General features: G+C 49.9%; 5 protein-coding genes. All 5 read right to left on the minus strand.

From position 1 onward, the window contains the following. Positions 1-29: 29 nt before the first annotated feature. From AADZ70_RS07040 to AADZ70_RS07060, 5 genes are read right to left on the minus strand one after another with little or no spacing between them, the layout of a single operon-like run. The gene (locus AADZ70_RS07040) at positions 30-6,326 is read right to left on the minus strand and encodes a type I polyketide synthase (RefSeq protein WP_342007923.1); all 6,297 of its coding nucleotides are present in this window, start codon (positions 6,324-6,326) and stop codon (positions 30-32) included. An 18-nt stretch (positions 6,327-6,344) separates the two neighbouring features. After that, positions 6,345-18,944: a type I polyketide synthase gene (locus AADZ70_RS07045; protein WP_342007924.1), complete on the minus strand. Its 12,600-nt coding sequence runs from the start codon at positions 18,942-18,944 to the stop codon at positions 6,345-6,347. 39 nt (positions 18,945-18,983) lie between these two features. Beyond that, entirely contained in the window at positions 18,984-19,721 is a 738-nt protein-coding gene (locus AADZ70_RS07050) for an SDR family oxidoreductase (RefSeq protein ID WP_049626971.1), read from the minus strand. A 14-nt stretch (positions 19,722-19,735) separates the two neighbouring features. Continuing rightward, a complete protein-coding gene (locus AADZ70_RS07055; protein ID WP_342007925.1) occupies positions 19,736-21,100 on the minus strand; it encodes a long-chain fatty acid--CoA ligase in 1,365 nt (454 codons plus the stop codon). Beyond that, positions 21,097-21,369 carry an acyl carrier protein gene (locus AADZ70_RS07060; protein WP_003153264.1) on the minus strand — a complete coding sequence of 91 codons (273 nt, stop codon included), beginning with the start codon at positions 21,367-21,369 and terminating at the stop codon, positions 21,097-21,099. The genes AADZ70_RS07055 and AADZ70_RS07060 overlap by 4 nt, the downstream gene beginning before the upstream one ends. Positions 21,370-21,380 lie beyond the last annotated feature (11 nt).

Below are 21,380 nucleotides of genomic sequence, written 5' to 3' on the forward strand. Positions count from 1 at the left end.
TCCATATCGACGTTCAATTTTCAGCGCAATCAGTAAGTCTTCATTTGTTTCCAAAACGTATTCGGGCGGGACTTATGTGCGTTTTCATGCAGGTTTTCGGCTTTGTCCGGACGAATGGGCCGGCGTTTTAATTCCTGTCTCGGCAAAGGCTTTCTAACCGGGGTATATGCCTTTTGCTCCCAAGCTTCCACTATGACATGGGCATTCGTCCCTCCGTCAGCGAAGCTGCTGACGGCGGCAATTCGCGGTGAATCCGTCCATTCACGCAGAGCGTGCGAAAAATAAAACGGCGAGGCGGACAAATCGTAATGCGTCATCGGCTCTTTGCCCGAAAGGAAAGGCACACGCATTCGGCGCGAGAGCATAAGCACTGTTTTAATGAATCCGGCAATCCCTTCAGCGCATAACGGGTGTCCGATATTCGGCTTCATCGACCCCAATTCGCAAGGCGCGCTGTTTTGCATACGGTACACCGCTTCAATCGCCCTCAGTTCCAAAAGGTCTGTTACTTCAGAGCCTGAACCGTTTGCTTCAATGTAGCTGATATCCTCCGCTTTTCTGCCGCTTTTGGCAAGCGCCTTGGCCATCACTTCTTTTTGCGCCTGTATATTCGGTGTGGCAGGCCCCGCGGTTCTGCCGTCATTGTTTACGGAAATGCCTTTAATGACCGCATGAATCCGGTCCCCGTCTTTTACAGCCTGGGCCGCTGTTTTTAAATACACCATTCCGACGCCTTCTCCCAATACGATGCCGCCGGTGCGGCGGTCAAAAATATGAAACGCAGGCTCTTCACTTAACAGATTGCGAAGTTCGAACATCCGGTGGGTTTGACCGGATTCCAGCAGACTGACTCCCCCGACCACCGCTGAGTCGATTTCACCGCAAGAAAGCGCCTGTATCGCCATATTCATACCGACAAGCGCTGAAGAACAGGCCGTATCCAAAACGAGACTCGGCCCCTTCAAATCAAAGAATTGAGAAAGATTGGCCGCTAAGTAATTCGGGCCGGCGGCGACTATCGGATTTTTTGCATGCTTCAGACGGTTTTCGTCAGGCATACTGCCGCCGCGTCCTCCTAAATAGACACCGGCTGACCTGCCTTTCATTTCTTGTAAAGAGTAACCGCTGTCTCTGAACAGATGGAGCGCCTCTTCTAATATAAGAAAGGACTGGATATCCATTGCCTTGATGTCTTCTTCGGGAATAAGGAAAAACTCCGGGTCAAAATGCGTTACATTTTTTAAAAGGCCCGCATAATCCGCCTTCTCCGTTTTCCAGCGTTCTTTCGGCACCCTTTGAATGGCCGACGTTCCTTCAGACAGCAGCTTCCAATAAGCTTCAATTGATTCAGCTCCCGGAAAACGGCAGGACATCCCGACAACAGCGATGTCTTGCGCCGCTGGAGCTCCGGAAGGCTGAATGACAGCGGCTGCTGTTTGTTTGGGAATGTACGGGATTACAGGCTTCACCGGTTTTGAAACGGCAGCTTTGATTTCCGGATATGCTGTTTCAAGCCATCCCGCCAGCGCAGCAACCGTAGGGTATTCATACAGCACCGCCGGGTCAAGGTCAGCTTTGATCCTCTTTCCGATCGCTCTGGACACTTGGGAAAGCATGATGGAATCGGCTCCGTAATCTTGAAAAGGTGTATCAGATTCAAATCTTGACGGCTCCAGTCTTAATTCCCGGCAGCAAATGCCCGTCAGCCATTCCTCAACGCTTTCTGTATCGGCCTGTTCCTGCTGCTTTGTTTCAGTAAGGCCGGATGAAAGCAGCAGACGGTCAGGCTCCCATTTTTCCGGGTGGATGACGGCCGGCATAATAACAGACCCGCAATCGCCTGCCATAATGGCATCAAACAGGCTCAGCCCTTCTCTGTCAGTGATGCTCTTTAAACCGCTTTTCTGGTAGACCCGGCTTTTTGATTCGCCCATACCCGTTTCTTTCCAGCTTGGCCATTGGATGCTCAGCACCGGAAAACCTTTTGCGGCCGCAAAATAATCCATATAGGCGTTAGCCAGGGCATAATCACTTTGTCCCGCTCCTAATTCCGGCATCACGCCGGACACTGAAGAAAACAGCGCAAAAAACCGGAGAGGCTCCTTGTGCAGCGCTTGATACAAGAGGTCCAGTCCGTCTGTTTTAGGTTCAAGCACGGGCATCATCTGTTCTCTTGTTTTGCGGATAAAGGCGGGATGATCGAGATCTACGGCTCCCGCTGCGTGTATCACGCCTCCTATCGGCCCCATCTTCTCTTTCACCCGGCTGACGGCCTGCTCATATTCAGGGCCGGAAGATACAGACAGCACTTCCGTTCGGACCCCTTTTTGTTCGAGCTCTCTGATTCTTCTCACTTTATCGGAAAACGGGGAATTCCGTTTGATATGGTCATCCCACTCCGCTTTCGGAGGCATTGTTTCTTTTCCGGTAAGCACGAGTTTCGTGACTCCGTAACGTTCGGCAAAATGCCGGGCGAATAAATATCCGAGTCCGCGGGTCCCTCCGGTGATCCAGAGCACATGGTCTTTCGGAAATGAAAATTCTTTTTCAGCTAAGCTGTTTGTTTCCTTTAACCGCGCGTGATAGCGCACACCGTTTCGGTAACACACTTCGATGTCTTCAGAATCGCGAAAAAACTCCTCTGCGATCTGGTTTGCCAGCTCAGGATCTTCGGCAGTCCGTTCTGCATCCATATGCCGCGAGCGGATATCCTTATACTCACTTTGGAGCATCCGGTACAATCCGGCCTTTTTTGCACCTGAGAGATTTATCGTTTCATTTGCAAAAGGTTCAAGCCCCTTTGTCACACAAAGCAGCTGAAGCTTTCGGCCGCGGTTTCTGTTGTCAATGAGAGACTGCAGACGATGAATCCAGCCGTCATCACGCTTGATTTCCGTCCCGCATCCGGTCACATCAATCAGACCGCCAAACCGGGCCGCGTCCCCGGATATTACCGGTGATTCAGCCTCAATGATTTCAGACTCGGGGAAATAACGGGACAGCTCAACGGCCAAATTTCCTGTCTGGTGATCAGCAGCTATTCCGATGACGCCCCGCACTTCCTTAGCCGGAACACGGCTGCTTTCTGCCCAGCTTTTCTGTAAAAAGCGGATTTCACGAAATGTTTCAGCATGTGTTTCAGCATCACGGACATTGACCAGCGCTGCATCGTCCGGCCAATAACGATCCTTTATAAATGGATAACCGGGAAGGCTGATGCGGTGCGGCAGGCTGCCGTTATAAAGCTCTGACCAATCAATCTTCAGCCCTTTTACCCAAAGTTCCAGAAGCTTCGCGAATTTTTTTCTTTTCATCCATTTACGGACGGCTTCCTGCATATCTTCATCCTTAAAAACGGCTAGAATGTCTTTATGCTGTTTGCTTTTTCCCCTGAAGCAGCCGTCTGTCCCGCCGTCAATAAAACGCTGCAGTTTTTCCGCTAACTGCTCTGTCGACGTCACGATAAACGCCGCACGTTCTTCCATCGCTTCTCTTCCGGTTTGAAGGGTGTAAGCCGCATCCCGGAGGCTGCGGTCTGTGACGTCATTTTTTCTGATCGCTTGAAGAAGCTGCTGCGCCCGCCGCTTCAGGCTGGCCTCCTGTTTGGCGGATAATAAAATGACTGCGGGGTCTTCATCTGTGAATGGCTCAGAAATCTCCCTATCAGGTTCAATATATTCTTCTATCAATATGTGGGCATTTGCCCCGCCCGCGCCAAAAGAAGAGATTCCCGCGATTCTCGAAATCTCTTTCTGCGCTCCGTTTTCCTCAATGACCGGCCGTTTCCAGTCTGCCAATTCACGCTGCACCACAAACGGCGTCCGGTCGAATGCAATATTCGGATTCAATTTCCGGCAATGTAAAGAGGGGGCCAGCTTGCGTTTTTGAAACTGGAGCAGCAGTTTCGTTACACCGGCAATGCCTGCGGCGGCTTCCAAATGCCCGATATTGGATTTAACTGAGCTGATGGCGCAAAAGCCTTTATCTGACGTTTTCGTTTGAAATGCACGGGTCAAACCGTCAATTTCGATCGGATCTCCGAGTTCAGTGCCCGTGCCGTGGGCTTCGATACAGCTGATCATCCGCGGATGTATTCCTGATTTTTCAAGCGCGCCGGAAATCACGTCAGCCTGGGCGCTCGGACTCGGCACTGTATACCCGTTTGTTCTGCCGCCGTGATTGATATGAGTGCCGCGAATCACCCCGTAAATATGGTCCTTATCAGCCATCGCTTTTGACAGCGGCTTTAACAGCACGGCCCCGACGCCTTCACCGGGAACAAATCCGTCCCCGCCTTCACCGAAACTTTTGCACGTTCCGTCTTTTGAAAGCATTCGATAGGCGCTGAGCTCCGCATAAGCCGAAGGATGCGTATACACATTCACACCGCCGGCAATCGCCATGTCACATTCGCCGCGAAGGATGTTTTCACACGCTTCATGAATTGCAGTCAGCGAAGACGAGCACATCGTGTCGACCGGCATGCTCGGCCCTTTCAGATTAAGAAAATAGGAAACTCTGTTGGCCGCTGAACTGAACGACGTTTTCGGCTGCAGGGCGCCGCCGTTTTTCCAGTACATTCCGTACCCGTTTTTCGTAATGCCAGCAAAAACGCCGACCCGGCCGTTATACAGATTCTCAAGCTGTTCCTTCGTATAACCGGCATCCTCCAGCACCTGCCAGCACATTTCAATAAAGAGACGCTCCTGCGGGTCCATATTCAAAGCATCACGGGGTGAAATTTGAAAAAACAGCGGATCAAAGAAAGCGGCATCTTTCAGAAACCCGCCCCGCTTACTGTAGCTTTTCCCTGCTTTCACGGCCGCTTCGGGATCAGGGTTGTAGTACTTGTCCTTTTCCCAGCGCTCTTCGGGAATTTCCGTCACACAGTCTTTTCCGGCTGCTAAGTTATCCCAGTACTCTTCAAGTGTTTCAGCTTGCGGATAACATCCGCTGACTCCGATAATCGCAATCCCTTCTTTTGTCTGATTCTCATTGGAAAAAGAAGGCCGTTTCTTTCGCTTGATAAATGACGGAAGCACCGGAAAATCTTCATTTGCCAAAACCTGTTCTGATATGCCTGAACGGTGCTCATCATCATTTGTCCATTTTCGGCATTCTTTTGGATAATCCGTGACAAAGTGAGCTGCCAGGGAGCCCAGTGTCTTATATTCGTAAAAAACCGTTTTGGAAAGGTCACCGAAAAGCAGAGACAATTCGCGGTTCAATTTCGTCACAGTGACTGAGTCGATTCCGTAGGTTTCCAGCGGCTCTTCAGTATCTATGTTGGAAACAGCAATTTTTGCAGTCAGGCCAAAAAGCGTTTTGAGCTGAAGAAGCGTTTGTTCATACAAACGTTCACTGCGGTGTTCGGCATTGGTTTTTCCGGGAGCGCCCGTCTTGATGACAGGCTGCAGCTTCAACCCCGACAGGGAAGCCCATATTTTTCCTTCCTCGTCACATAAATCAATATAAAAGCTCCCCGCCTTCTCTTGTATCTCGGCCCGTACCTTGTCAGGACAAGATTCATAAAACAAAAGCTCGTTCAATGAAACCGGGGCGAGCGTTTTATATTCTTTGCCGCCAAGCAGCGCGCATGCCTCTGTCACACTTTGCATCACACAGGGAGGGAGGCCGAATCGGGAGGATTCTTTTTGGTTTGTCAATGGAATTGATATGTCTGCCAGCATCCGTCCTGCTGAGGCATAAATACGCTCAATTCCTTTCATGTGCTCATTGTATTGAACGGCATCGTTCTGAGTGATGGCTTCAATTTGCTGCTGATCCATCAGGGAACCGCTGTTTTCCTTCAAGCGGCTGATATCCAGCATGCCAGGCACAGCATCAACTGGCTGAATCGTCCCTTGGCTGTACACATCATGATGACTGGAATCGGCAGAAAATGGATTATAAATCTCAAACCTTTTGGCTTCACCCTCTGCGGGTATCAGCCTGATTTCGATATGGAACGGCTCAGCCTCAGTCAGAATGGGCTTTGACCACACAATATTCGTCAGCCGGACTGCCGCAGTCTCCTTTACTGTCAAAACAGCCGCAGCTCTCGCCATTTCCAAAAGAAGTTCTCCGGGCATAAGCTTTTTATGCTGTAAAGAAACATCAGCGAGAAAAAATTCCCGGCCGCTGAAAGCTGCCGAGAATCCCTGTCCCGTTTCATCGGAAATATGCTGCTGAGCAAGCGGATGAAGGGAAGCCGCTTGGCGAAGTCCCATCCGCATATCATAATCTCGCAAAATGCCGATCGCATCCTGTTTTGTCATTTTTTTATTTTTGACGTCAGAAAAAACCCGGTGCAGAAACTCTTTCATATGGTTTCCTCCATTACGCTAATCCCTGTAAAAACCGATCGTTCTTTTTACAGCGGCTTCTATGCTTATTTCGTTTTTCTCCAATTCATCAAGCAGGCGCTCATAAGTCTCAAGCGGGGACGTATCAGTCCCGTAAGTCTCCCGTTGTCTTATATGCTGCGCACTGTGCGGTATCCAGCAATGTGTTTTCGCAAAAGGATAGACGGGCAGGCTGACTTTTTTTGGCCTTTCGTCCGGATATAATTTATTCCAGTCGACATGTAAACCTTGCACCCATAATTTTGCAAGCATTGCATACTTTCCTGCTTCAATCCATTGATCTACGGTCCCGCTCATTTCTGCGTTATCCGTCATCTCTGTAAACAGCTGTTTCATCGCTTTGTTCCGGCCTGTAAAGAAATTCTGCCCCGTCTCCTTGCCGCTGAGGAAATCATTCAGCGCGTTCGTAAGCTCTTCTTTTGTTTCAGCAATGACGGCAAGGCGCTCTTCCATTTCATCCCGGCCAAGCTGAAGCGTATAAGCGATACCCGCAAGAGCTCCGTCAGCTGAATGTGACTTTTCCAAATATCTGCGAAGCTGTTCCGCACGTTCCTTCAGCTGTTCCGCCCGCTTTGCCGAGAGAATGAATAAGGACGGCTGAAGTTCACCGGCCGTCCATTGTTTCTCTTCAACAGGAGAAACATATTCTTCGAGCACGACATGAGCGTTGACACCGCCAAATCCGAACGAGCTGACACCCGCTCTCCTCGGCAGTTCATTTCCGCTATCATCAGTCGCCGCTTTCCACGGCTGAGTATCGCGGACGAAATAAAACGGGCTGCCGTCGAGGCTGATATACGGATTAACGGTTTCACAATGCAGACTTTTAACGAGCGTTTTGTGCTGCATCTGCAAAATAATTTTTAAAAGACCGGCCATGCCGGCGGCAAGCTCTGTGTGGCCGATATTCGTTTTGACGGAACCGAGGCCGCAATGAGGCTGATCGGGTGCCGTTACTCCGGCTTTCTGATAAAGCGCTGCAAAAGCCGCTTTGAGCCCGTTGATTTCTATCGGATCTCCGAGCGCAGTTCCCGTGCCGTGGGCTTCAATATAACTCACTGTACGGGGGTCGATGTTCGCTTGCTGATAAGCTTTTATCATGACTTCTGTCTGTGCTTTCGGATTTGGCGATGTAAGGGAAGCCGCCCTTCCGCCATGATTTTCCGCCGTTCCGCGAATAATGGCATAAATACGGTCGCCGTCACGTTCCGCATCGGATAATGTTTTCAAAACAATCATGCCCGCCCCTTCAGCTCTGACATACCCGTCCGCTTGATCGGAAAATGTTTTGCAGCGCCCGTCTTCACTGAGCATTCCCGCTTTATTAAAGCTGATATGCATATCCGGCGACACAATAGCATTGACGCCTCCTGCAATCGCGATGCTGCAGTCTCCGGCCTGAATTGCCCTGACCGCACGGTGAACAGCAACCAATGAGCTTGAACAGGCGGTTTCAATCGGTTCGCTCGGCCCATGTATATTCAGAAAATAGCTCATGCGGTTCGGACCGATTGACGGAACCGTTCCGGCGGCGGAAGAACCCTCAATCTCTATATGGAACTTTGAAGCTTCCTGAGCGTAACCGCTGTTTGCCGTGCCTGCAAAAATGCCTGTATTTGTACCTGACAGGCTTTTGGCAGAGCAGCCGGCATCTTCAATCGCTTTCCATACATGCATCATTAAAAGTCTTTGCTGAGGATCCATCATTTCGGCTTCATGCGGAGAAATACCGAAAAATAAAGGATCAAATTGAGCGGTTTCATCAATGAAGCCGCCCCACTTTACATTGCTGGCATTTTTATCTTTCTGCGGATCTCCGTAATACTGTCTCCAGTCCCAGCGCTCCGGCGGTATTTCAGAAATGCAGTCCTTTTCTCCGGCTAAATTCTCCCAAAACATTTCCGGATTTTCAGCCATTGGAAATGCACAGCTGATTCCGATTATCGCCACGGGCTCTTCAGGTGCAGCTGCGGTTTTTGTTTTAGGAAGGCGGGACGAAATCGAGAATGGCTCCGTCTTCATTTTTTTACGCACAATCGGTTTCTCCGTTTCTGTTGCTGTTTCTGCCTGTGAGCCGAATGTATCCGAATGTTCCGTCAGCAAGTATTGGGCAAAACTAAAGACTGTCGGGTATTCAAAAAACACGGCCGGTGTCAGTTCAAGCCTATACCTTTTATTTAGTTCATTTGCAAACTGCGTGAATGAAACCGAATCAAAGCCATAATCTCTCATCTCTGATTCAGCATCTATTTCTTCTTCTTTCACCTTCAGAATGCCTGATATCATATGTTTGAGTTCTGCTTGTACTTTATTTGGCAGATGGACGTGCGTCTTCCTTGACACATGAATGCTGCGGGACGGTTCCGGCGCTTCAGGCATCAGGTTTTTTCGAATCCGTTTTTCGTCGCCCTCTGCCACCATGACCTGGTGTTCTCCGGAGGCAAAAGCGGCATAAAGCGCTTGGATGCCTGAAGCCGATCGCATGGCTTTCATTCCGGTCTGTTTATACATCAGCCGTTCGGTCTCTTTATCCACACGCATACCGCCTTTTTCCCAAAGCGGCCAGTTGACGGACAGGGTCTGCCCGCTCCGCTTGTTGTCCCGCACGAGACGGTTTCGGCGGGCTGCATAAACATCCATAAATGCGTTGGCTGCCGCATAACCGGCCTGCCCTGGATTTCCCATGCCTCCCGCCAAGGAAGAAAACAGAATGAAAAAGTCCAGCCGCACATCTTTCGCTGCTTCATCAAGATTGATAAGCCCTTTCACTTTCGGCGCCATGACGGTCTTCCGTTCATTTTCTGTCTGGTTCAGAATGTAGTTGTCAGCGATCACGCCGGCGCCGTGAATGATCCCGTCGAGTGTTCCGTGCTCCTCCTGTATGCCGCGGACGAGGGCGATGACCGCCGCCCTGTCTGTCACGTCAACCGGTTGATACAATACGCAGGCACCCGACGCTTCCAAGCGCCGTAAGCGGGCGGAGCGATCTTCATCAAGCGCTTCCGCCCTTCCCGTTAATACGAGGACGGCGTTTTTGACGCGGGAGGCTATTTCTTCAGCGAAAATCAGTCCGATGCCGCCCGCTCCCCCGGTGAGGAGGTAAACCCCTTCGTCTTTCCACGGAACGGCGCCGCTTTGAGAGGCCGGCAGATGACGCCAGTTTCTGACGAGACGTTTGCCGTCTTCATAACGGATTTCCGCTTGTTCAGGATGCGCCCGGTTTTCTTTCAGTTTGGCAAGAAGCGATAATGCTGGCTCGTCTGGATCGGCTTGGATGACTTGGCCGTACAGCTTCGGATGTTCAAGGTGAGCCGTTTTCAGAAAAGCGGCCAGCCCCGCCAATACATTGTCTTCCCCCCTGTCGGGGACAAGAAGCTGGATCAGCGTTTTTTTCTTCTGTTTTTCTTTGATAAGACGCTTGACGATCGCTGACAGCTCCGCCGCGCAGGCGTCATAACGGTCTTCAATCGGACCTTCGCCGGCCGCCGCACATACGGCGCCGCTGATGTCTTCCGCATTCATTCCGCAATACAGCGTCACGTATCTGAAAGACTCTTCTTGTCCGCCTTCACCCGGCTGTGATTCCTGCCACTTTGGCTGAAGCAAGAGCGGTTTTCCCTCCGTTTCCTCTTCCAGAAAACGGGCGGTGAGTCCCGTCAATCGGACACATACCTCGCCGTTTTCATCACACAGCTCAAGATGATAGGCGCCGTCCGCTGAGGAGAGCACCGCCCACATCGTCTCCCGGCACGCAGAAAACACCTGCATATCCTGCAGGGCAAACGGCAGAAACGGCCGTCCGGACGCGGAACCGTTTGAGAGCACGAGACCGATAGAAGCCTGAAGGGCGGCGTCCAGCATGCTTGGATGCAGGATGAACGGCTCCTTTTCTTCACGGGCCGACGGCGGAAGAGTGAGCTTTGCGAGCACTTCTCCGCTCCCGGCATAGACGGCGTCAAGCGCCTGATGAGACGGTCCGTAGGTGATGCCGAGGCTGTCGAATGCTTCATAGCACTCAGCCTTTGACATGCGCCGGCCGCCGCAGCGCGCCTGAACCGCTTCCACATCGAGTACCGGAGCACGCTCCGTCTCTTCGAGCACGGCCTTTCCCTGGAAAAAGACAAGCGGCTCTTCCCCTTCGGCATACGCTTCAAAAACGATGTCTCCGTTTTCTTCCGGCTGAAGCTTTACATGAAGCGCCACTCCTTCAGAAAGCGCCGTCACCGGACGGAGCCAAACGATCTGTTTGAGCCTGACACCCGCTTTCCCGCCCGGCAAGTCTTCAGCGGCAAGCGTAACGGCGGCCCGGGCCATTTCTAAAGCAGCCGCGCCCGGAAGCACCGGTTTTCCATTGACGATATGATCGGCAAAGAACGGTTCACGCCCTGAAAAAACAGAAGTAAAGCGCTGGGCGGTAAAGGTCGATGTATTCGCGTGGAGCAGCGGGTGAAGTCTGGCTGCTTTCTCACTTTCCGCTGAGCCTGTTTTGTCAAGTGACACATCAGCTTTTGTGACCCAATATCGGTCTTTGGCAAAAGGGTAAGCCGGGAGACTGACGCGGCCCGGGTTGCGCTGATAAAGAGCTGACCAATCGACGTCAAGTCCTTTAACCCAAAGGTCAAGCAGCTTTCCGTATTTCCCTTTTTTCAGCCAGGCATTTATGGTAAGCGCCATATCTTCATCAGAAGTGAGCGAAGCCGCCAATGAGTGATGTTTGGCAGTCCTGCCCCGCCAGATATAAGCATGTTCGATATTATGATCGTTTGAGAAACTCATAAGCTTCATTTTCAGTTCTTCTATCGACTCGGCCGTAAATGCAAGCCGCTCAGCCATCGGTTCTCTTCCTGCCTGAAGCGTATAAGCGATCTTGGTCAAATCCCCGTCAGAACGTTTTTTTCTTATGACATCATCCAGAAGCTGGCGGGCGCGCTCTGTCAATTGCTGCTCATTTCGCGCTGATAAAATAATAACAGCCGGTTTTTGCGGAGAAACAGACGCGTTTTCCATTGGTTTCAGGCTGTCAGACGGCACATATTCCTGAATGATGACATGTGCGTTTGAACCTCCTGCTCCAAACGAGGAAATGCCGGCAATTCTCGGGTATTCCTTCATTTCACCCGTGATATTCAAGACAGGGCGTTTCCATTCCGTTTCTTTTTGCTGTACGAAAAACGGAGTGTGCTCAAACTCAATATTCGGATTCAATTCCGCCGCATGCAATGAAGGGGCAATCTTCTTATGTTTCAATTGCAAAAGCAGTTTGGTGATCCCCGCAATCCCGGCAGCGCTTTCTAAATGTCCGATATTTGATTTAATTGAACCGATGGAACAAAACTGCCTGTCTTCTGTTGTCAGGCGAAAAGCTTTTGTTAACCCGTCGATTTCAATCGGATCACCGAGCGCAGTGCCCGTTCCGTGGGCTTCCAAGTAACTGACCGTTCTCGGGTGAATGTCTGTCCGTTTCAACGTCTCTGCGATCAGATCAAACTGCGCTTTCGGATTCGGCACCATATAAGCGTTTGTCCTGCCTGCTGCGTTCAGCATGCTTCCTTTGATAACGCCGTAAATATGATCGCCGTCTTTCTCCGCTTGAGCAAGCGGCTTTAACACAATCGCCCCTACTCCTTCACCGTCAACAAAACCGTCCGCACTGTCTCCGAAAGATTTGCATTTATCACCGGGAGACAGCATTGAAAAAGCGGACAGCCGCTCATAGTGGGCCGGATCAACGATAAGATTGACTCCGCCGGCAATCGCTGTTTCACTCATTCCGCTCCGCAGGCTTTCTGCGGCGAGATGGACAGCTGTTAAAGAAGAAGAGCATGCTGTATCCACAGCCATACTCGGCCCTTGAAAATTGAACAAAAACGATACTCTGTTTGCGATAGACCAGTCGCTGGGAACTGTCGGGTAATTGCTGTTCATCACACCGACAAAGACTCCGATTTTCCGGCTGTCACAAAGCGCGGCCGGGGTATACCCCGCATCTTCAATGCTTGAATAAGCAGTCTGCAGAAACAACCTTTCCTGCGGATCCATCCTTTCAGCTTCCGCGGGAGATATACGGAAAAACAGCGGATCAAATTTATCAATGTCATCGATGAAACCGCCCCATTTTGAATAAATGGACCCCCATTTTCCGCGTTCCTCGTTATAAAACGTTTTCCAGTCCCAGCGATCTTTCGGCACTTCAGTAATAGAATGCCTGCCGGTTTTTACATTTTCCCACAGCTCATCAACGTGATCGGCGCCCGGATACCGGCCTGACAGACCGATGACAGCGATATCCTGGATATAGAGATCTCCGTTTGTCCTGCTGCCTTCCTCGTTTTGAGGAATCTTGTTTTGTTTTACATTCAGGTTATCTGTGTGATCAGACAGCTGCTCCTCACGCACACCCATCGCTTTCATAAATGCTCCCCGCTGAGAAAGAAGCAGGTAATCCGCGATTTCTTCTATCGTCTGATATTCAAAAAAGAGGGTGCTGGTCATTTGGTCAAACACGTTACGAAAAGCATTTGTGAGCCTGACGACCAGAATAGAATCCAAACCGTATGCGGTTAAGGAAACCGACGGATCCATTCTCCCGCTCGGAATCTTCAGCGTTTTTCCTATTAATTCCGTCAGATATGTGATCCCCCGTTCTCTTACGTTTGGAATCGGCGCGGCGCTTTCCGCGGGAGCCTGCACCCATCCGGCGTTTTCGAGATGAGCCCGTCCATTCCCGAATTGCCGCTCGAGCGCTTCTTTACGGGAAGACAGAAAGTAATCAGCAAGCTCATCAATGGTTTGATATTCAAAAAACAAAGTGCTGCTGACAGAACCGAAGACGTCTTTTAACGCGTTGGTCAGTCTGACGACCAGTATGGAATCCAATCCGTATGCGGTTAAAGGTTCATGGGATAAAAGACGATGCGCCGGCACTTTAAGCGCTTCACCGATTAACTTCTTCATCAGTTCAACGCTTTTTTCTCTCAAGCTGAAATGCAAGGTATTATCCGAGAGACCATCTGCGTCATACGGACGGCGCACCGGTTTTTCTTCTGATGCCTGCGGGAGGACAAGCCTGACCGTTCCGTCACTTTCAGCCGCTATAATCTGCTGGCCTAAGTCGTGTGCGGCTTCTGCCGGAAACAGAGGATGGGCGAATCCTTCAAGCGAAAGCGCTTCCGCCCAGCCGGCCGGCTTAACCCCCGGACAGCCCGGAATCCGTAAATCATGATCCTCATACAGCCACCAGCCTTCAAGAAGGCCGAACGTCACATGGTTGAATATGGTGCGGCTGTTGATCTCATTTATAAACAGCTGGCCGTTTTTTTGCAGCATTGCTTTCGCATGGCGCAGCGTAGAGCGGATATTTTTTGTCGCATGAAGCACATTGGTCGCGATCACTGCGTCATACGTGCCGATGTCCGGCGCTTCTGTTGATACCGGCTGCTCAGCGTTGAATATTTTATAAGTGACATAAGGATATTCCGGACCGAATATGTCTTCTGCATGTAAAAGAAATGCTTTAGAAATATCCGTGAAACAATATTCGGCAATATGCGCTTCATACGGTTTCAATTTTCTCATGACCGCGGCGCTCGTCCCGCCCGTTCCGGCCCCGATTTCTAAAATGCGGATTTTCGCCTGCGGGTCTTTTTCCAGACGTTCCCGCAAAACTGCAATCAATGTGTCAGCAAGCTTGTCATTGAAAAAATCAGAAATGATATTATTGCGGTAAATGCCTTCCACAAGACGGAAGGAGGAGTCAGGGAACATCACTTCGGTTGCTGGAAGCTTACCGGTTAAAATGTCTGGAAGCACACGCAATGTCTCTTCTGCCAATCTGACATGGGCCCTCATGTCTTTCTGGCGCAGCCAAGTCTCTTTTTTCCGCTCCCATTCCTCCCACATTTGCCCTAGATCCGTTTTTTCCGGAGAAAGCGCTAATTCAGTCAGGAAGACAAAGCTCTCTTTCAGCCATCTGCTGTATTGTTCCGTTATGCCGGCAGCTGATTGAAATAACGGCAAAGTCTCATCAAGCCTTGCGCCCATCTCATAAAGGGTTGATACAAGCATTTTTTCGATGAGGGACTCCATCTCTCTCATGCAGCTCATTACACTTGATGCTTTTAACCTCTCAGCTTCGTCATTCTGCGTGATGTTACCCGCTAATTGTCCGAGTGCGGGAGGAATCTTTTCCGGATAAACCGTTACTTGTTCTTTCAGATCGTCTTTCATAAAAACCGGATCTGTCATTTTGATCAGCGCCAACTGGTCATGAGGTCCGGAAAGCAGGGTTTCCAGCGTTTTCATCGCTTCGGGCGCCTCAATAGAAGCGATGCCGTCCCGCTCCATCCGTTTCCGGTATTGTTCTGAAGCCACGACGCCGACACTTCCCCAAAAACCCCAATTGACAACTTTTACGGCATACGGCGCTTTTTGTGAGATCCGCTTAGCAAAAGCGTCTTTAAACGTGCACCCGGCGGCATAATTGCTCTGTCCCGGCGCTTTTTGAAACGACATCATCGAAGAGAAAAACAACAAGAAATCCAGCGGTTCCCCTTCAGCTACCCGGGCAATCTGCAAGCTGACATCAGTTTTTGCAGAAAGTGAAGCGCGGAACTGATCCTCTTCCATATTGGCAAAGCTTCTGTCTGATAACACGATGGCGGAATGAACGATTCCGAGGACCTGTCCATTTTCCTTCACAATGGTGTCATACGCCCGCTTGAGAGAATCATAATCCGCAGCATCTGCGCTGAAATATTGCGGTGCGGGACCTAAAGCCGCAAGTCTTTTCAGCTTTCTTTCAATCTGTGTATCTTTTTTCCGTCTCCCGATCCAGACAATTTTCGCCTGATAGGTCTGAATCATATACTCAGTCCACACTTCTCCTATTCCGCCTGCTCCGCCGATAATCACATAAACCCCGCCGTGCCGGTATAACGAAGGCTCTTCTGCATGAGGCTGGCAGACTGCCAATTGCTGGCGGTGCCACTGACCTGCACGAAAGACCCACGGATTTCCCTCGGGGTCCGCCGGTAAAGAAAAGACATCGGGAAGATGCCGGTCTCCCCTTTGAGATTCCAAATCAAGAGGCCGGATGCTCCAATTGGTGTATTCTTTTGCGAGCGATCCCGCTAATCCGTGTATGCTTGCATGACTCGGATTGACCTCATCATGTTCATGAATCGGCTGTGCTTGAAACGTGCAGATTGTCAATGATAGTGGTTCCGTGTCAAAATTCAGAAGCAGAAGCGCTTTTACCAGCCGGAAAAGCTGCATGACCCCGTGCTCCTGTCCCCCGGCCGTATCCGCATCATAAACGGATGGAATGGGATGATCCGGTGCCGCCCATATCATGTGTTGAAAAGAGCCTTGCGCTTTCAGTGTTTCAGCCATTTGTTCCGCGCTGTCCAAAGAAGTGATGTCCGGAAAACGGACATCGGAATACATCTCTTTCAAAGCCTGCTGAAAATCCGGCCCGGCCCCGATGACGATTATTTTTTCTTCACGCATGAAAGACATGCCGGTTTCCGGAATGGTGACGGTGTTCCAAACCGGTGTCATAAGCAATTCTGTTTCACGGCTTTTCTTCGGCGTGGCGCCGGCTTTTTGGTTAAACCCGGCGCTTTCCTGCACCTCTTTTATGATAAAATCTTTCACTGCCGCCAACAGCACGCCGCGCTCATCACAAATATGCAGATCAAATTGGTGAACGGAGGCCGCTTTTACCTCCGCATGCACAAATACGGTTTTCGCTAACGGTTCAAGCAGCTGTATTTCTCCGAAGGAAAACGGTACGATAAGCGCAGGCTCTTTTTGAAATTGCAGCACATGCGCCATTGCAGTTTGAACAGCGCCATCCATTAAGGACGGATGCAGGATGTACTGTTTAAAATCGGCTTCCAAGTGTGACGGGAGCGTTAATTTGGCCAGTGCTTTCCTTTCTGTATAAGAGAATTCGCGGATGACCTGAAAACTGTCCTTTTGCACGATTCCCGCCTCAGAGAACGAGTGATAGATGTCTTTCGGCTCCGTTCTCTGCGTAAATGGCGCCGGGAGCTGAAAGACCGGGGCCTCAAAAGGCGCTCCTTTTTCTTTACAAATCACTTCTCCTTGCGAAAAGAGGTTGCCGTCCGCTCCTTTTTCTTTAATGACATAGCTTATACGCTCTTTTTCTGCTTCAAACTCTATCATGACGGATGTTGGGTCTGTCCCTGTCACAATCGGCTCCATGTACCACACACTTTGAAGAGAGACGACCGGGCGTTCTCCCCACAATCCCGCGCCGTATGCCGCCATTTCCAGATGACAGACTCCGGGAAGCACATATTTTTCGTTCACTAAATGATCTTTAAAGAAATATTCATCCTTGGAAAATATCTTTTGAAACGTCCCTTTCCGGGCGGATGAAACATTCTCATCAAGCAGAGGATGCATCGCTTCACGACTTTTGGTATTTTGGGGCTTTTTTGTATACCGCTTTTTTTGATCGGTCAGCCAGGACGTTTCCTTTAAAAACGGATACGTAGGAAGCGGAACTTTCTGATACGGCGTTTCCGGCTTTTTGCAATCTTGAAAGCCTTTCACCCACAGCGCGGCAAATTTCTCAGGATCTGAAACGGATTGGCCTGAAACGTCCGGCCGCCCAGGTGACGCTTTTCCGAAGTAAATATGCCTTCCGTCTCTGTGACCGCTTACAAACCCGTTTAATCGCTGTTTCAGCTCAGAAAGGGATGATGCAATGACAGCAAGCCGGAAGGAGAAAGGCTCTCTGCCTGACAATAGGGTGGCAGCGATATTTTCCAGGCTGTATCCGCCGGCAGAAGGCGAGTTTTCCAATCGGGTAAGAAAAGAGCTTAATTTCCCGGCATATTCTTTCAGCTGCTGTTCGGAATGTGCGCTTAGTACGACCGCATGCGGTTTTTGTTCAGTATTCCCGTCCGCTTGCCGTTTTGGCTGATAAGCACCTACGATCAGATGAGCATTAGAGCCTCCTGCGCCGAATGAACTGATTGCGGCGATTCTCGGTTTATCTCCTTCAGCCGGCCACGGCCGGTTGTTTCGGACGACATAAAATGGCGAATCAGAAAAAGAAATCTTGCGGTTCAGTTCCTCGGAGTGCAGACTGGCGGGAAGCGTTTCATGTTTCATGCTTAAAAGCACCTTGATTAAACCGGCGATCCCTGCAGCCGCTTCCAAATGTCCGATATTGGATTTCACTGAGCCGATTCCGCAGTCATTTTTCTCATCGGTCTGTTTATCAAATGCCATAGACAGACCGCGTATCTCAATCGGATCGCCGAGTGCTGTGCCGGTTCCGTGAGCTTCAATGTAGCTGATATCCGCCGGACTTACCGCGGCTCTGTTTATAGCGGATAAAATCAGGTCCCGGTGCGCTTCCGGATTCGGCACCGTATACCCGGTCGTTTTGCCGCCGTGATTAGTGGCGGACCCCTTAATGACACCGTAGATGTGGTCGTTGTCCGCAATCGCTTTTTTCAATGGTTTTAATAAAACGGCTCCCGCGCCTTCACCGGGCACGTAACCGTCTCCGCCTTCACCGAAACTGCGGCATTTTCCTTCAGAAGACAGGAAATGCGATTGGCTTAAAAACATGTATTTTTGCGGATGTAAGCTGAGGTTGACGCCTCCGGCAAGCGCCATTTCACAGTCGCCCGACATAATGGCCTGACAAGCCTGATGGACGGCGACAAGCGATGAAGAACACGCCGTATCAACAGCGATGCTCGGTCCATGGAGATCAAGGAAATAAGAAACCCGGTTCGGAATGCCCCAATATAAGGAGCCGGGGCCTTTATACTGATCTTTGAGGAAACCTTCTTCGTGTGCAATTAATGAATATTCATTCCAGGTCACTCCGGCGAATACACCGATTTGATCCGTCGGCCTCGCCGCCGGATTCCCGTAACCGGCATCCTCCATCGCTTCCCAGCAGCACGTGACATACAATTTTTGCTGAGGGTCCATTAAATCAGCTTCCCACGGGGAAACAGAAAAAAACAGCGGGTCAAATCGATCCGGATGATCAATAAAACCTCCCCATTTACTGTATGACGCGTATTCTGCCGTTTTCTCTTCCGAGTAATAAGAGCTGTCCCATCTGTCCTCAGGGATTTCGGAGACACAATCTTTATTTTCCATTAAATTGTTCCAAAAATCATGCTGGTTTTCCGCTTTCGGAAACATCCCGCTCATTCCGATAACCGCAATATCAGAGCTCCTGTCCGTTCCCGGTTCAGGCACCTTTTCAGCCGCCTGTACAGGAAGCAATTCTTCTTCCTGCCGGCTTCCCGTATCAGGCTCCGTTTCTTTGAATTCAAGAACGCTTTCGGGATTTCGTTTCTGCGCACTTAAAAACTCACTCAATTTCTCAATGTTCGGATATTCAAACAGCAGCGTTTCAGAAAGGCCGGTAAATTCTTTATGCAATATGGTCATGATTTCTTCACTGATGAGAGACGTCACGCCAAGAGTAAAAAAAGCGGTTTTATCTTCTGCTTCGGTCACCTCGGCACCCAGCTTTTGCGCTATTACCGTTCTTAAAAATTCGTTAATACATTTCATGAGGATACCATCCCTTGTACAAAAGAATTTTTCTGTGCTTTAACAAGTTAATCCGCCGTCAATTGCCATTGTCTGTCCGGTCATAAAGGACGATTCAGGAGAAAGCAGGAAACGAACGAGTCCGGTCATATCGTCTGTTTCGCCTAAACGCCCCATCGGCGTCCTTCTGATAATTTGCGATTTTTGTTTTTCCGGCATATTTTTCGTCATATCGGTGTCCACAAAACCGGGCGCAAGTGAATTGACACGGATTCCTTTGGACCCGAGCTCCCTGGCCAGGCTTCGCGTCAAGCCGTCAAGAGCCGCTTTGGATGCGCTGTAGACAGAAGTGCCTTTAAATCCTCTTGAGCCGATAATGGAGCTTATGTTAACGATTGATCCGGAATTTTGTTTCAGCATGACCCGGGAAACGTTTCGGGTCAGCTTGATGACTGAACCGATATTCAGATTGAGGATGCGGTCAATGTCATCATCATTTGTCAGGGGCAGCAGCTGATCAAGGTTCAAACCGGCGTTATTGACCAAGCCGTCTATTCTGGAAAACTTGCGGTATACTTGAAGAACAAACTGTTTCATGGCGGCATCATCCGCCGCATCCGCCGCTTCCCAATAAAAGCGGCCGCGGTACTTTTCACTCTCTCTCAATGTGTTAATAAAATCAGATTCACTGCGGCTGAAAGCGGCTACTTTGTAATCCTCATCCAAAAGCGCCTGTACAATCGCTTTTCCGAGCCCCCGGCTTCCTCCGCTGACGACCGCTACTTTTCCGTTATTCATATGTACCTCCTGTTTTACACGTTTCTTATTTTTTTAAATCGGTCATTAGACAGTTTCCGATCTGTAACAGAAATGATCTGCGGTATCTGATATGGCTGCAGCTTCTGTCTGCAATGAGCTACGGCCCGCTTTCTGAAAGATTTGATATCTTCCTCTTTTTCAAGCACGGCCTCTGCCGCGACAATCTCGCCCGTAATCGGATTTTTTCGGCCCGTTATGAGCACATCCCGGACATTCGGTATCTCCAGAAAAACGCTTTCCACCTCTGCCGGAAAAACTTTCTCTCCGCCCACATTAATAATTTCACTCTTTCTTCCGAGAATTCTTATATATTCGCCGTCTGTTTCCACCTGGTCACCGGTGTCGTACCATCCGTCTTCATCGAAAGGTGACGGTGCATTTAAATAGCCGAGCATCGCCGACTCAGAACGGACCCAAAGCGTGCCTCCGGTAATTTTGGTCTCTGTTCCGGCACCGCCTACTTTCATCCAAGTGGATTGGCTGTCTTTTGATTTCGTTGAGAATATACCCAGTTCAGTTAATCCGTATGTTTGTTTCAGCCGTACACCCGGAAACAGCCGGTGAATGCCGCGCAGCGTTGATAGGGGCATCGGTTCTGTGCCGTAAGTGATCAGCTGGAGTGAAGAGAGGTTATAGCCGGCATCCGCCTTGGACATCAGCAGCATGTTTAAAAAGGTCGGGGTGGCGGGGAGTACTTGGACAGCATGTTTGTCGACCGCCCGATAAACGGACTCCGGCGTTCTGCTGTCTGATGTGACGATTGTTCCCCCGTTAAACAGAATCGCAAACAGCGTATTAATGCCGCCTATATGATCCAATTTCAGAAAAATGAGCGTACGCAGCGGTTTTCTCTTCGCCGTTTTGTATTTTTCAAGCAGCCGGCCGGCACTTAACACGGATGCTTTGCTTTTGCCGGAGGTTCCCGATGTGAAAATAATAATGCCTGACTCCCCTCTCTCTCGCAGGTCATCAAGCAGAGGGTGAGAGGCGCTTTTAGAACCTTCACGAAGCGTCCAGCTGTCATTTTCATTTATTTCAATGATTTTATTCACTTTCGCGTCTTCAAACATATCGAGATGCTTTTCCCTTGATTCATTGCTGAGAGGGACAACGATATTTCGGTTTAACAGAAGCGCCATCAGCAAAAAAATGGCGTTCGGGGAATAATCCCCGATAAGCGCCACACATTCTCCTTCACGTATTCCGTTTTGTTCAAGTTCTTTCTGAAAAAAGCTGATTCGTGTCAGCAAATCATCATACGTAAAAGTCTGCCCTTTAAAAATGAGAAACTCACTGTCTTGCGTTTCCCTAAGCTTATCAGTCACCCAGCTGATATCTCCCCCGCTTTCTGTTATCATGATTGAGCACTGTCCATATATTTTTGATAAATATCACAAATGCTGCCGACGGTTGTAATGCTGGAAATTGTTTCTCCTTGGGAAAAAGGATCTACTCCGGTTTCCATCTCCATCTGTGCGACTAATTGAGCGATATCCAGTGATGAGAAGCCCAGATCCTCTATGACTCTCACATCATCTCCCGCTTCGACGGCCCGATATGACTGCTGTTCTTGAATGTCCTGGATGATTTGAGCGATGATCTGCTTCATTTCCTTGGTTTGTTCCATTTGCTTTCAGC

Origin of the sequence: Bacillus sp. YBsi01 (genome assembly GCF_038406745.1) — a bacterium.
Lineage (GTDB): Bacteria > Bacillota > Bacilli > Bacillales > Bacillaceae > Bacillus > Bacillus siamensis.

What these genes read in the sequence shown, in the direction of transcription:
- AADZ70_RS07040 (WP_342007923.1), bottom strand. Translation starts at nt 6,326, where the DNA reads ATGAAAGAGTTTCTGCACCGGGTTTTTTCTGACGTCAAAAATAAAAAA.
- AADZ70_RS07045 (WP_342007924.1), bottom strand. Translation starts at nt 18,944, where the DNA reads ATGAAATGTATTAACGAATTTTTAAGAACGGTAATAGCGCAAAAGCTG.
- AADZ70_RS07050 (WP_049626971.1), bottom strand. Translation starts at nt 19,721, where the DNA reads ATGAATAACGGAAAAGTAGCGGTCGTCAGCGGAGGAAGCCGGGGGCTC.
- AADZ70_RS07055 (WP_342007925.1), bottom strand. Translation starts at nt 21,100, where the DNA reads ATGATAACAGAAAGCGGGGGAGATATCAGCTGGGTGACTGATAAGCTT.
- AADZ70_RS07060 (WP_003153264.1), bottom strand. Translation starts at nt 21,369, where the DNA reads ATGGAACAAACCAAGGAAATGAAGCAGATCATCGCTCAAATCATCCAG.